The organism is Nocardia sp. NPDC051900 (genome assembly GCF_044452545.1).
Lineage (GTDB): Bacteria > Actinomycetota > Actinomycetes > Mycobacteriales > Mycobacteriaceae > Nocardia > Nocardia sichangensis.
Genome location: NZ_JBITBU010000025.1, coordinates 23,644 through 37,016 on the forward strand (window position 1 = coordinate 23,644; position 13,373 = coordinate 37,016).

12 protein-coding genes are annotated in these 13,373 nt (G+C 66.1%); 6 read left to right on the forward strand and 6 right to left on the reverse strand.

Features of this window, described 5'->3' with window-relative positions; genetic code table 11:
• Window positions 1–11 precede the first annotated feature (11 nt).
• From ACIA5H_RS32625 to ACIA5H_RS32640, 4 genes are all read right to left on the reverse strand, one after another.
• Window positions 12–1,664 carry a SulP family inorganic anion transporter gene (locus tag ACIA5H_RS32625; protein WP_397079674.1) on the reverse strand — a complete coding sequence of 551 codons (1,653 nt, stop codon included), beginning with the start codon at window positions 1,662–1,664 and terminating at the stop codon, window positions 12–14.
• Window positions 1,661–3,487 (reverse strand): phosphoenolpyruvate carboxykinase (GTP), encoded by a 1,827-nt coding sequence (locus tag ACIA5H_RS32630; RefSeq protein ID WP_397079676.1) that lies wholly within the window; start codon window positions 3,485–3,487, stop codon window positions 1,661–1,663. Before ACIA5H_RS32630 ends, ACIA5H_RS32625 begins: the two co-directional genes overlap by 4 nt.
• A gap of 93 nt (window positions 3,488–3,580) precedes the next feature.
• Window positions 3,581–3,901 carry an ArsR/SmtB family transcription factor gene (locus tag ACIA5H_RS32635; RefSeq protein ID WP_379252256.1) on the reverse strand — a complete coding sequence of 107 codons (321 nt, stop codon included), beginning with the start codon at window positions 3,899–3,901 and terminating at the stop codon, window positions 3,581–3,583.
• 554 nt (window positions 3,902–4,455) lie between these two features.
• Entirely contained in the window at window positions 4,456–5,385 is a 930-nt protein-coding gene (locus ACIA5H_RS32640) for a universal stress protein (RefSeq protein WP_379252258.1), read from the reverse strand.
• Window positions 5,386–5,828: 443 nt separating this feature from the next.
• Here ACIA5H_RS32640 and ACIA5H_RS32645 point away from each other — a divergent pair, with 443 nt between their 5' ends.
• Both ACIA5H_RS32645 and ACIA5H_RS32650 read left to right on the forward strand, forming a co-directional pair.
• The gene (locus ACIA5H_RS32645) at window positions 5,829–6,584 is read left to right on the forward strand and encodes an alpha/beta hydrolase (RefSeq protein WP_397079760.1); all 756 of its coding nucleotides are present in this window, start codon (window positions 5,829–5,831) and stop codon (window positions 6,582–6,584) included.
• Between the two features lie 188 nt (window positions 6,585–6,772).
• Window positions 6,773–7,189 carry a VOC family protein gene (locus tag ACIA5H_RS32650; RefSeq protein WP_397079679.1) on the forward strand — a complete coding sequence of 139 codons (417 nt, stop codon included), beginning with the start codon at window positions 6,773–6,775 and terminating at the stop codon, window positions 7,187–7,189.
• Between the two features lie 274 nt (window positions 7,190–7,463).
• Here the strand turns inward: ACIA5H_RS32650 and ACIA5H_RS32655 are convergent, their stop codons facing one another.
• On the reverse strand, window positions 7,464–7,916 hold the full coding sequence (locus ACIA5H_RS32655; RefSeq protein ID WP_379252260.1) for a MarR family winged helix-turn-helix transcriptional regulator: 453 nt from the start codon (window positions 7,914–7,916) through the stop codon (window positions 7,464–7,466).
• A gap of 88 nt (window positions 7,917–8,004) precedes the next feature.
• On the opposite strand from ACIA5H_RS32655, the gene ACIA5H_RS32660 reads away from it, so the two are divergent.
• Complete coding sequence (locus ACIA5H_RS32660; protein ID WP_397079681.1) at window positions 8,005–8,952, forward strand: zinc-binding alcohol dehydrogenase family protein; 948 nt, start codon at window positions 8,005–8,007, stop codon at window positions 8,950–8,952.
• Window positions 8,953–9,026: 74 nt separating this feature from the next.
• On the opposite strand, the gene ACIA5H_RS32665 is transcribed toward ACIA5H_RS32660, so the two are convergent.
• The gene (locus ACIA5H_RS32665) at window positions 9,027–10,223 is read right to left on the reverse strand and encodes an Ig-like domain-containing protein (protein ID WP_397079683.1); all 1,197 of its coding nucleotides are present in this window, start codon (window positions 10,221–10,223) and stop codon (window positions 9,027–9,029) included.
• Window positions 10,224–10,436: 213 nt separating this feature from the next.
• On the opposite strand from ACIA5H_RS32665, the gene ACIA5H_RS32670 reads away from it, so the two are divergent.
• From ACIA5H_RS32670 to ACIA5H_RS32680, 3 genes are all read left to right on the forward strand, one after another.
• The gene (locus ACIA5H_RS32670; RefSeq protein WP_397079685.1) at window positions 10,437–10,985 is read left to right on the forward strand and encodes an AAA family ATPase; all 549 of its coding nucleotides are present in this window, start codon (window positions 10,437–10,439) and stop codon (window positions 10,983–10,985) included.
• A 24-nt stretch (window positions 10,986–11,009) separates the two neighbouring features.
• Entirely contained in the window at window positions 11,010–12,227 is a 1,218-nt protein-coding gene (locus tag ACIA5H_RS32675) for an NAD(P)/FAD-dependent oxidoreductase (protein ID WP_379252530.1), read from the forward strand.
• A gap of 265 nt (window positions 12,228–12,492) precedes the next feature.
• Complete coding sequence (locus ACIA5H_RS32680; protein WP_397079687.1) at window positions 12,493–13,338, forward strand: helix-turn-helix transcriptional regulator; 846 nt, start codon at window positions 12,493–12,495, stop codon at window positions 13,336–13,338.
• The last annotated feature ends 35 nt before the right edge of the window (window positions 13,339–13,373 follow it).

Here is a 13,373-nt window from a genome sequence, read left to right on the forward strand (position 1 = left end):
GCCAGACCGGCTCATATGTTTTGTCCGGCGGGGCTTCGTGTGTATCCGCGGGCGTGAGCGATGGCCTCGGGTGTGTGGGCGAAGATGTGCGCGTCGCCGCCTGCGGGCAGGGCGCCGATCGCGGCCAGGCGGCTTCGATGGTCTTGGCGTAGACCGGACATCAGGACGGTGATGTGGCGCTGTTCGAGTTTGCCGATGGCGTCTTTCAGCACGAGTGCGCCGGTGGTGTCCAAGGCGGTGATTCCGGACATGCGCAGGATGACCACGCGTACATCTGAAACGTCGGCCAGTTCCAGCAGGAACCGATGGGCGGCGGCGAAGAACACGGGGCCATCGATGCGATAGGCGACTATGTGGTCGTGCCGCAGGTCGTCTTCCTCGGCCAAGTGGCCGCTGTCGTCGTGCTCGAGTGGGACTTGCTGGAGCCGGGCTTCTTTCGCCACCGACCGCAGAGCGAGCACGGTGGCGATGCCGACGCCGACGGCGACCGCGGTCACCAGGTCCAAGGCGACGGTGACGCCGAAGGTGATCGCCATGACGACCGCATCCCCGCGTGAGGCGCGGGCGATCGCGGCCAGCGACGCGGTCTCCACCATCCTTACGGTCGTCGCCAAGAGCACACCTGCCAAGGCTGCCAGTGGGATCTTCGCCACCAGGGGTGCGGCGAGGTAGATGATCGCGGCAAGCACGACGGCGTGGGTCAGCGCGGACAGACGGGTGCGGGCACCGGAACGGACGTTGACCGCGGTGCGAGCGATCGCACCAGTGGCAGGCACCCCGCCGAACAGGGGAGCTGCGATGTTCGCCACGCCTTGCCCGAGCAGTTCGCGGTCGGGGTTGTGGCGGGTGCCCACGGCCATCGCATCGGCGGCGGTCGCCGACAACAGGGACTCGAGTGCGGCCAGCGCCGCCACTGCCAGTGCCGGCGCGACCAGCGACCCCAACTGATCGAAGTGTACGAATCCGAGTGTGGGTGCGGGCAATTCGGAGGGAATGGTTCCGATGGGGGTCAGGTCCAGATCGAGCACCTGCGCTGCGAGGGTTGCGGTGGCCACCGCGATCAACGAGAACGGCAGTTTCGGCAGATACCGCCCACCGGCCAGGACGACCGCGGCCACCGCCAGCGTGGTCGCGGGCGCCAAATGATGCGGGTGCGAAATGTATTGTCCCACAGCGTCGAATGCCGACTGCCACACCTTCTCGCCCTCGGCGTGCGCTACCTGCAGCGCGGACGGGACCTGTTGCAGCGCGATGACAACCGCGATGCCGGCGGTGAAGCCTTCGATCACCGGTGCGGGCATGTAGCGCACAGCCCGCCCGACCCCGGCGAAGGCCAGTACCACCAGCACAAGGCCGGCCAGCAGCCCCACGGTCAGCACCCCGCTCGCGCCGTGCCGGCCGACGATCGGCACCAGGACCACCGTCATCGCGCCCGTGGGCCCGGACACTTGGAAGCGGGATCCGCCGAACACCGCCGCGATCGCGCCCGCGACCACAGCGGTGGAGAGTCCAGCGGCCGCGCCCAGCCCGGAGGAGATTCCGAAGCCGAGTGCGAGGGGCAGCGCCACCAAGGCGACGATCAGACCCGACACCAGGTCCGTGCCGGGCGAGCGGAGCGCAGGTTTCCAGTCCGACCAGCGCGGCAGTAGCGCGAGCGCGTTCACAGTGCTCTGGCCAGACGCAACTTCAGCGCGGCCAGCTGTGCACGCAGTTGGTCGGGCAGCCGATTGCCGCCGATGGTGGCGTACCACTCGTCGATCGATGCGGTCTCGGCTACCCATTCGTCGATCTCGACCGCCAGCGCCGCGGTGACCCGTTCCCGGGCTCGCTCCGAGAGGCCGGTCAAGTCCAGGGCCTCGGCAGTTGGGACAAACCCGATCGGGGTCTCCACGGCACCGGCGGCACCGTCCAAGCGATCGAGGGCCCACGCGAGGACGCGCACGTTGTCGCCGAATCCTGGCCACAGGAAGCTGCCGTCGGCACTGCGGCGGAACCAATTGACCTGGAAGATCTTCGGCAGCATCGCGGGATCGGCGGCGGCGCCGAGTCTCAGCCAGTGCGCGAAGTAATCGCCGACGTGGTAGCCGAGGAACGGCAGCATCGCCATCGGATCCCGACGCACCACACCCACCGCTCCCGTCGACGCCGCAGTGGTCTCCGACGACAGCACCGATGCGGTGAACACCCCGTGTGCCCAGTCGAAGGTCTCGGTCACCAGTGGCACCGTCGAGCTGCGCCGGCCGCCGAAGAAGATCGCGGAGATCGGCACCCCAGCCGGGTCGTCCCACTCCGCCGCGACCGACGGGCACTGCTGGATCGGGGTGCAATAGCGGGAATTAGGATGAGCGGCCGCGCTTTCCGCATCCGGGGTCCAGTCGTGACCCTGCCAGTCGGTCAGGTGCGCGGGCGGAGTGTCGGTCAAGCCCTCCCACCACACGTCACCATCATCGGTGCGTGCGGTGTTGGTGAAGATCGAATTTCCGGCATTGATCGTGGCGATCGCGTTCGGGTTGGTCTGCGCTCCGGTTCCCGGAGCGACACCGAAGAACCCAGCCTCCGGGTTCACCGCGTACAGTCGGCCGTCAGCTCCGAACCGCATCCACGCGATGTCGTCGCCGATCGTCTCCGCTCTCCAGCCCGGGAGGGCTGGTTCGAGCATCGCGAGGTTGGTCTTACCGCACGAGGACGGGAACGCGGCGGCGATGTAGTGGACCTTTCCCTGTGGCGAGGTGAGTTTGAGAATCAGCATGTGCTCGGCCAGCCATTCCTCCTCACGCCCGAGCACCGAGGCGATGCGCAGTGCGAAACACTTCTTGCCCAGCAGCGCGTTGCCGCCGTACCCAGAGCCGTAACTCCAGATCTCCCGGCGCTCGGGAAAATGTGAGATGTACTTGGTCGCATCACATGGCCACGGCACGTCCGCCTCGTCTTCTCGCAGTGGCGCGCCGACCGAGTGCAGGCACTTCACGAAGCCTGTCCCATCGGTGAGCTTGTCCCACACCAGCGCGCCGGAGCGGGTCATGATCTGCATCGTCACCGCTACGTACTCTGAATCGGTCAACTGCACACCGTATTTCGGGTCTTCGGCATCCAACGGCCCCATGCAGAACGCGATCACATACATCGTCCGTCCCGCCATGGCCCCGCGATAGTGCTCGGTCATCACCGTGCGCATGTCCAGTGGATCGACCCAGTTGTTGGTCGGGCCGGCGTCCTCGCGATGTTCCGAGCAGATGAAGGTGCGATCCTCCACTCGCGCCACATCGTCGGGATCCGACGCGCACCAGAATGAGTTCGGCTTTGCCGCGAGCGGCACAAAGGTGCCCTTTTCCACCAGCAGTCCGGTGAGCCGATCCCATTCCGCCCGGGAGCCGTCGCAGAACACGATGTGATCAGGTGCGGTCAACTCCGCGACTTCGGCGACCCACGCCAGGATGCCCTCATGGTCGGTCGGCGCCTGCGCGGTCGCGTTCAGGTGACGGGTCACGATATATCACTCCTTCGAAAGCTGCTAGGTGGCTAGTTTAGAAAATATGCAATCAACGTCGAGCATCGCCCTCCCATGGCCACGGTCAGGCGGTCATTGGAGAGCTTCGACCTGGCCGGCGACGACGCCGGTGAGTATGGCCCGTGCGACGGCCAGTAGCTCGGCAACCTCGGGGGTTGTCAACTCGTAGGTCACCGACAGCCCTTCGCGGCGAGCTGTCACCAGGCCTGCGCGTCGCAGGATCGACAACTGCTGAGACAGGTTGGCCGCCTCGATCTCGATCTCGGCCAGCATCTCCGAAACGGCGTGCTCACGCTGGCTGAGCAGTTCGAGCACCCGCACTCGCACGGGATGCCCGAGTGTTTTGAAGAAGTCGGCCTTCATCTGATAGAGCGGGCGCTGCAGTCCCGGCATCGACGACCAATCCTTCCAGTCCTACCGACGGCATCTCGGCACCCACGATCGCACGTTGTTTGCAGAGTTTAGCAAACAGCATAACCACTGTTGTGGGGACGACTGTCCTTCACCAGGCGTACAACAAACCGCGAGGCTTGTGACCGGCGCTTCCTCTCCCGCCTCGGCGTCGCTCCCACCAGCCGAGGACCTCACCCCGCGAGTCGGCGTCGACGCGGTCCGGGCGGAGGCGGTGGTACCGCGTTCGACCGAGCGCCGTTCACCAAGGCGCTGGATCCTGCCCATGTCATTCCGCCTTCTTCGCGCCCACGCGGGCGACCATGACGGGCAATGCGCTCGCTGGGGATTCGCGCGAACGTATTGCCTGGCGTCGGTCCCGAATGCTGAGGCGCTTGGGCAGCATACGCAGGCGAGAGGCTCCGCCGCGGACGATATCGCGGCTCGCCGCTGGACAGATTTCCGGCGGACAGTGCCGACAGCGGGTTCACCGTGAACCCGCACGGCATGCGAAACGACGAGTGTGAGATCCGATGGTTCTGGATGAACGCTTCTCGTCAGTCGTCGGCCGAGGCGGGATGAACGACCATGACGGGGCAGGAGGCATGCTGAACGAGGTTGTTGGCAGTGGAGCCGAGGAGCATGCCCGCGAAACCGCCGCGTCCGCGGCTGCCCACGACGAGCAACTGCGCATCCTTCGACCACGACAGCAGATGCGGACCGGGGGCCGCCATCTCCACCTTGCGGGTGACGCGCACGCCGGGGAACTTCTCCTGCCAGCCCGCCAGCCGCTCGGCAAGGATCGCACGCTCGATGTCCTCGCGGACCGCGTCGAGTCGGCCGAGCTCGCCGGCGAACCGGCTGGAATCCCAATCGCTCCAGACGTGCACGGCGACCAACTCCGCATCACGGGCGGCGGCCTCTGCGAAAGCGGCCGCGATGGCGGATTCCCCGACCGGGCTGCCGTCCACACCGACCACCACCGGGCCAGAACGATGGACCGTTTCCGGTGTGGCGGAGTCTGCGCGCACGACGATCACCGTGCCCTCGGCGTGTGCGGTCACAGCCAGCAAAGTGGAGCCCAGGTGCGTCAATGTCCCGGTGTCGCCGGTCGCGCCGAGCACGACCGCGTAGGCCTCGGCGCTGTGGTCGATCAGCAGTTGCCTGCCGGTGTCGGTGGACGTACGCCTCGAGACACGCAGGCCGGGTGCAAGCGACAGCGCGACATCCTCTGCGCGGGCGAGCATTTCGTTTCCCTGCTCGCGGACTGCGTCGACAATCGACGGGACCAGCACCTCGTAGTCGCCGAGTATCCAGCTGGTACCGACCAGGTCCAGCCCGTGCACGATCTCGAGTTCGCGCCCGCGGTCGGCGGCGAATTCCGCTGCCCACCGTAGGGCTGTCCACGAACCCGCCGAACCATCCACGCCGACGACAACCTTGGCGGTGGCGACATGATGCGGATCGTCGAATTGCTGCTGGCCCATGGAATTCTCCTTGCCCCTGATCGTGGCGTGCCCCGGCGGGCACCCCCGAAGCGTATGACCGGTGTGGCGGGCCTCGGTGCGGCTGATCGTCACCTCGAGTGGGGCCGAAAGACCATCTTCCGCACACCACACACACCGATCGGCCGTCCACGAGATCGGAGATCTGTTGCGCACAATGGCGACCTGACACGCCCGCTACTGGAACGACGCCGCACTGGAGCGACATCAGTGGTTGAAGCCACCGCAGGCGCTATAAAGGTTGGCCGCCATGCCGCCCGGCTGGTAGCGTCCGGGAGTCCGTGACACTGCCCCAGGAGGTGAGACCCATCAACGCTGTATTAAGTGGGTGCTCCACATCTTCTTCACGGTTGGGCGATTGACGTAGGTGTCGCCGGGAGCGCCGCGAACATGGCAATCCCGAAAGGCAATAACCTATGCGTTCTGTGAATTTCACTGCGGAGACATCGTTGAACGGTGTCATCGAACGCGACTTCACTGTGGGTGAGGTACCCGGCGTGCTCTTCTCGCCCGCATCCGGCTCCGGCCCCGCACCCTTGGTGCTCATGGCGCACAGCGGCGGCCAGCATAAGAGGGCGCCGGGCATCGTGGGCCGGGCGCACCACTTCGTGACCGGCTACGGTTTCCACGCCGCCGCCATCGACGCACCCGGACACGGCGACCGGCCGCGAACGACGGAGGACGAGCAGCGGATCGCAGTCCTCCGGCGTGCTCAGGCTGCGGGCGAGCCGATCGGCCCTATCATCGTCGAATTGCACACCTACCTGGCCGAGCGCGCCGTGCCGGAATGGCAGGTGACGCTGGACGCCCTGCAGGAACTGCCGCAGATCGGCGCCGACGGGCGGGTCGGGTTCTGGGGCATCATGCAGGGTACCGGGATCGGGGTGCCGTTGACGGCCGTCGAACCCAGAATCGCCGCGGCGGTCTTCGGCTGCCTGGGGCATGAATCCCTGGTCGAGGCGGCGGCACAGATCACCGTCCCGATCGAGTTCCTGCTCCAGTGGGACGATGAGCTGCTCGACCGTCGATCCGGTCTCGCGTTGTTCGACGCCTTCGCCTCGAAGGAAAAGACGTTGCACGCCAACGCGGGCGGGCATTTCGAGGTACCGAGGTTCGAGGTCGACAGCGCCGCACGGTTCTTCGCGCGGCATCTCGGCCAGGTCGACACGTCACCGGCCTGACGGGACAGGTATCGGCGGGCCGGGCACGAGCCGGCCTCCGATGCCTCAGCCGTAGACCGCTCGCCTGCCGGCTGCGGACCTCGCTCGGGGCGTCACGGTGGATGCGCGAGATCGCCGGCGGCGGAGTGACAAGATCACGCGGTCTGGTCGCCTGAACCGAGCCGGGTGATCATGACATGATCTCGATCATGCCGATCTCCACCAGTTCGTTCGACCATGTCCGCTTGACAGTGACCGACGTCGACAGATCCCGGGCCTTCTATGACGCTGTCTTCGGATGGCCGATCGCTTGGGAGTGTCCCGCGGACGCGGACGAGGCCACCCGTGCACGATATGGGTTCCTCTTCGGCGGTGTGATCTACCAGATGGGCGATGCACTGCTCGGACTTCGCCCGGTCGCCAGTGACGAGTTCGACGAAGATCGAGTAGGACTCGACCACCTCGCCTTCGCCCTCGCCACTCGGTCGGATCTCGATTCGGCGGCTGCCTTGCTCGACGAACTCGGCATCGCGCACGCGGGAGTGAAAGACCTGGGCCCCATGTACATTCTGGAATTCCGCGATCCGGACAACATCGCGCTGGAACTGGTTGTGCGCAAGCACTAATCGCCACTTCCGTTGCAGCGGTCCCTCCACACTGGGATGGCCAGGACCGTGTCGATATCCCGGCGCCCTCGAACGAACAGCCCGCCGACGTCTTCGACTTGCCGTAGGCGCTCGTCGTGAGTGATGTGCCGCCCAGTCCCTGCCACGACAGTGCCCGCCGACAGTCTGGCCGGCGGCAACCCCACCAAGATCACGATCCGTGACCTGTGGGACCGGTCATCGGCGCATGCCCGGCGTCGCCCGAGCACCCCCACGTGCTACTGAACCTGCTCAGCTAGCGAAGTGTGGTGTGGGTCTGCTCGATGAGGGTCGCGGTGGCGCGATCGAGGAATTCGCAGAACTGTTTGTGTTCGTCGGGGGTGAATCGATCGGTGAGGGCGCGTTCGAGCACGATGACTTCCTGATAGGCGCGGTCGAGCAGGTCGCGGCCGGTCGGGGTGAGGGTAGCGATCATGACTTTGGCGTGGACGGGCGACGGTTGCCGGTCGATGAGCTCTTTGTTCTGCATGCCGGTCAAGACAGTCGCCATGCTCTGCTGCGTGACCCCGCACGCGCGGGCCAGTTGGGCGCCGGACATGGCGTCGTCGCGGGACAAGATCAGCAGCACCGTGTATTGGGTCATGGTCAGTCCGTAACCGCGTAGCACCGCCTCATGGTGGGCCATGAGCGCCTGCTCGGCTCGGCGAATGCGCGTGCACACGTATTCCTCGACGGGCACGTCGACCATGTCACAACTCCCTAAGTTGACTCAGTATCCTGATACTGCTTAAGTGCTCAGTATCAGGATACTGAGTCAACACAGAAAGTTGTATGTGATGAAGGCTGTTGTGCTGGACACCGATGACACCTTCCGGATCTCGGAGATCGACGAGCCCGTGGCCGCGCCGGGCGAGGTCGCGATCCGCGTCGCCTATGCGGGGGTGCAGTACGGTGACGTGCTGGTGCGTGGCGGGCACTTTCCGGTGCCGCGCCCGTTCGTGCCGGGCTTCGAAGCCGCAGGCCAGATCATCGCGGTGGGCGAGGGCGTGGACGAAGGCCGGATCGGTGAGCAGGTCGTCGCGCTGGTCGGCGGGGGCGGTTACGCCGAGGTCGCGACCGCGCCTTCGGTGCTGGCGATCAATGCCTCGCGCGTCGACGCACGCACCGCGGCAGGGTTCGGATGGGTGACTTCGACCGCCTACGACCTGATCGATTCCGTCGGCGGGGTCCGGGCGGGGGACCGTGTGCTGATCCACGCCGCAGCCGGTGGTGTCGGATCACTGGCCGGGCAGTTCGCCGCTGCCGCAGGCGCGGAACGGATAGTCGGCGTGGTCGGCAACTACGGTCAGGTCGATTACGCGCGTCAGTTCGGTTACCACGAGGTGCTGACGCGAGAACAGTTCCCCGATGGCATCGGTGCGGAAACCTTCGACGTGATCCTCGACCCGATCGGAGGACCGACGCGGGTCGCGAGCCTGGCCCGGCTGGCTGCCCATGGCCGGATCGTGGTCTACGGCAACATCGCCACCTTCGAACCGGTCACCGTCTCGGCCAACAACCTGCTGATGCACGGCCAGTCGCTGATGACCTACAACAGCAATCTGGGCAGCCAGACCCACCCGCAGCGACTCGCCGACAGCGCCACTCGCGCGATGGCGCTGGTCGCCGACGGGTCGGTGCGCATCGATATCACCGCCGAATACGGCCTCGCCGACGTCGAGACCGCGATCGCGAACCTGGCCGGCGGAGTGACCCGCGGCAAGAGCGTCGTCCGCATCGGATGAATCACCGTCGGCGATCCGGCCGGGACACCTGCTCGCGTGTCGTGCGCCGGATCAGCCGCCTTTTCTCGTTCGGGTCACGTGTGGCCGCCACCCCGGAGCCAGTCGGTCCACGGGATGCTCCAATCGCCGTTGTGCCAGATATCGAGGGGTTCGCCGCCGGTGTTGCGCACCTCGACCACGTCGCCGGGGATGACGAAGTCGTAGAACCATGTGGCGTCGGCGGGGGAGAGGTTCAGGCAGCCGTGTGAGACGTTGGTATTGCCTTGGGCCCACATGCTCGCGGCCAATTCGTGCACGAAGATTCCGTCGTGGCTGATGCGGACCGCGTGGTTGATGCTCGTGCGGTAGCCGAGCGCGGAATTGGTGGGCAGGCCATAGGTGGCGGAGTCCATGATCACCGGGTCGTTTCGGTCCAGCACGGTGTAGATGCCGGGGCGAGTCCAGAACGACATGACTCTGCCGCCGACGACCGCGGTGCCGCCCATGCCCATCGATGTGGGCATGGTGCGCACGAGGTTTCCGTTGTCGAAGACCTCGATCTGTTTGGTGTCGTCGTCGGCGACCGCGACGTGCGCAGGTCCGATGGTCACTGAAACTTGTTGGTCACGTGAGCCGTAACGGCCGTCGCCGAGCGCGCGGCCGAAGAACTCGGCCGCGATCGTGATCCTGGTTCCCGGTGCGTGATAGTGCTCCGGCCGCCAGTGTGCGTTCTGATCGTCGAGCCAGTACCAGGCGCCGGCGACGGCGGGCTGGGTGGTGACCTTCAGGTAGCGTTCCGCGGCGGTCCGGTCCACGGGTTCGTCGAAATGGGCGACGAGCACGAAACCTACTCCGTAGGTGTCGTTTTCGGCCAGCTCGACGAGATTCGACGAGCGTAGTGAGACGTCGATGATCTGTTGCGGTCGCACCGTGGTGCAGGTTGTCGTCGCGGCGACGTCGCCGGTTTCGCCCTGAGCGACGGCTTTCGCGGTGTAGGTGTGTCCGTAGCCGAGTGGTTCGGCACTGGTCCAGGTTCGATGATCGGGTGCCGATACGCCCGGCAGCGATCTGCCCGTTTCATCGATCCATTCGACCGATCGCAGCGTCCCGTCGGTGACGGTGACCGTGCCGAGACTGCGCGGTTCGACATCGTGGGTGCCGGGTGTGGGGTCGAATCGGATTGTGGCAGGTGTGGGTGGCGGCGCGAGTTCTCGCGCCCACCCCCATCCGGCCAAGGCGAGACCACCCGCACCGGCGAAGCCGATCAACAGCCGACGACGTCCCAATGCCACCGTCTATCTCCCTTCTCCGGGGGTGCTGGGGCCGACCTCTGTCCGCCAGCATGCGACAGCTACGCGCCGCCCGTGAGACCGACGACCAGCATCTCCACCGATCCGCCGCACAACCGATACCGTTCCTCGATTGATCGGGGTCCTCCCGAGTGTGGATCGGCAGCGATTGTCGGCAGCTCTGGTCGGCTGCGGGCCGCTGGCAGGATGGGTCGCATGCTCATCGTCATCGGCGGACTTCCGGGGGCAGGTAAGACCACGTTGGCGCGCTTATTGGCGGCGCGGATCGGTGGCGTGCATCTGCGGGTCGACACCATCGAGCAGGCGATCGTTCGATCAGGTCTGGCCGAGCATCCCGTGGGGCCTGCCGGTTATGTAGTGGGGTACGCGCTGGCCGGGGAGCATCTTCGGCAGGGGTTGACCGTGATCGCCGAATCCGTGAACCCACTGTCGATCACTCGCGACAGCTGGCTGGGCGCTGCCCGAGATGCCGGTGTCGGCGCGGTGGAAATCGAGGTGATCTGCTCGGATCCGGCCGAGCATCGGCACCGTGTCGTTTCGCGATCGGTCGACATCCCTGACCTGCCGCTGCCGGAATGGCAGCAGGTGCTCGACCGCGAATATCAGCCGTGGGATCGGGACCACATCATCCTCGACACGGCTGGCGAGAGGCCCGACCAGTCGTTGCGCCGCCTGCTCGGGCGCCTCCGTCACCTCGGGGCTTCCAGCGTCCTGACCAGCGGCAGCAACGATCACGGAGTTTAGAATGACGATGTGCAGCGCGCTGCAGTGACCGATCCGTCGCGTGTCGTGGTCCTCGGGTCCGGGTTCGCGGGTCTGTGGGCGGCGCTCGCGGCGGCCCGGCGGCTCGACGAGCTCGGTGTGGCGGGCGGGACCGTCGATATCACGATGATCAGTTCCACGCCGTACCACGACATCCGCGTGCGTGACTATGAGACCGATCTGAGCACATCCCGCATCCCGCTCGGCGTTCTTCTCGATCCGGTCGGAATCGAGCACATCATCGGCGAAGTGACGGCGATCGACGCTGTGGCGCGAATCGTGGAATCCACCGCGGGCGCTCACGGCTACGACCGGCTGGTGCTCGCGTTGGGCAGCCAGGTGGTCAAGCCCGATATCCCTGGCCTGCGGGAGTTCGGGTTCGACATCGATACCCACGACGCAGCGACGAGACTGCAGGCTCACTTGCGCCGGCTCGCCGAGGGTCCCGCTGACCCGGCGGCCGCCACCGTAGTCGTCGTCGGGGCAGGTTTGACGGGGATCGAAGAGGCGACCGGGCTGCCCGCGATGCTCGCCGACGTCTTTGCCCCGCGTGCCGTCGCACCGCGGGTCATCCTGGTCGACCGCAACCCGTTCGTCGGCTCGGACATGGGTGTATCGGCCCGACCGGTCATCGAGGCGGCGTTGGCCTCCAGCGGTATCGAGACCAAGTTGGGCGTCGGGGTGGTGTCCATCGATGAACGCGGGGTGACGCTTTCCTCGGGTGAAATGGTGCCCGCCGCCACTGTCGTCTGGTGTGCGGGCATGCGGGCCAGCCTGCTGACCGCGGACTTCGGCGTCGACCGTGACCGGCTGGGGCGACTGCCCGTCGACGATTATCTGCGTGTCTGCGGTGTGCCCGGGGTATTCGCCGCAGGTGACGTCGCTGCCGCGAAAATGGACGACGAGCATATGTCGGTGATGTCCTGCCAGCACAGCCGCCCGATGGGCCGATGGGCGGGATACAACGTCATCGGCGATCTTCTGGGCAAGCCCATGAAGCCGTTGCGGATCCCTTGGTATGTAACGGTTCTCGATCTGGGACCGGCAGGAGCGGTGTATACCGAGGGCTGGGACCGCCATGTGGTCGCGTGCGGCGAGGAGGCCAAAGACACCAAGCGCGCCATCAACACTCGCCGTATCTACCCTCCGCTGAACCGCGACCGCGACGCGTTGCTGGCCGCCGCCGCACCCGACTTGCAGGCCGCACCCGAGTACGGACACTGAGGTTCGGTATCCCGATCGAGGGAAAGGCCAAGCCGCGATATTGGGGTCCAGCGAATAGAGCCGACCCGCAGCAGTTCGGGGACAACGGCAACAATCCCGACTCGTGGGAGTCCGCACATGCTGCATGAGTGCACCGATATTCGCTGCTGAGCCGGTCATCGGTGATTGCAGGTGGCGGTGTATCCGGCCGGGGTCTGGTAGCCCACGGCGGAATATCTGCGGTGGTGGTCTGACGCGACGCTGCGGGCGCTTGTTACCGTGGCTTATGACGAGCGAAGCCGTGCCACGACGCCGCGAGTTGCTACGTGACTTTTTGCGTGCCAGGCGGGCGCGGGTGAGGCCCGAGGATGTCGGGATTCCGGCGACGGGCCGGCGGCGCACGCCTGGATTGCGGCGAGAGGAGCTCGCCGTGCTGGCCGGAGTCGGAGTGTCCTGGTACACCTGGTTGGAGCAGGGGCGCGACATCACCGTCTCCGACGAGGTGCTCGATGCGATCGCCCGAGTCCTGATGCTGAGCGAACCCGAACGGATCCATCTGTACCTGCTGGCAGGACTCAATCCGCCCACCCTGGAGTGCGCGCCCGTAACAGCCGTCACGCCGGAAGTGCAGCAGTTGGTCGATGCTTGGGACGGGCGGCCTGCGGTACTGCGCGATCGGTACTGGAACGTGCTGAGGTTCAACGACACCGCCCGGATGGTGTTCGGCTACGGCGACGGCGAACACAATTGCCTCCTCACGTATTTCACCAATCCTCGCTATCGCGCCATGGAGGAGCTGTGGGCGGCGAACGCACCCGCCATCGTTGCCGCCTATCGCGCAAGCGCGGGCATTTGCCCTGGCGACACCGATTTCCGCAGGGTGGTCGACAATCTCCGGTTGATGAGCCCGGAATTCACCGAACTGTGGGAGCGGCAGGAAGTCGGAGTTCCGGAGCAGGCGGTGAACGCGCTGCGTCATCCCGACCTCGGTGAATTGTTCTTCGACGCGACGACGTTGACGGTCGCGGACCATCCCGAATGGCAACTCGTGCTGTACAACCCGCGGCCGGGCACCGCGACCGGTGAGCGCCTGGAACGGCTACACCGCGGTCGAGTCGCCTCGCCCGCCTGACGGCCGCAAGGTGGTGGTGCCACACCCACCATAAA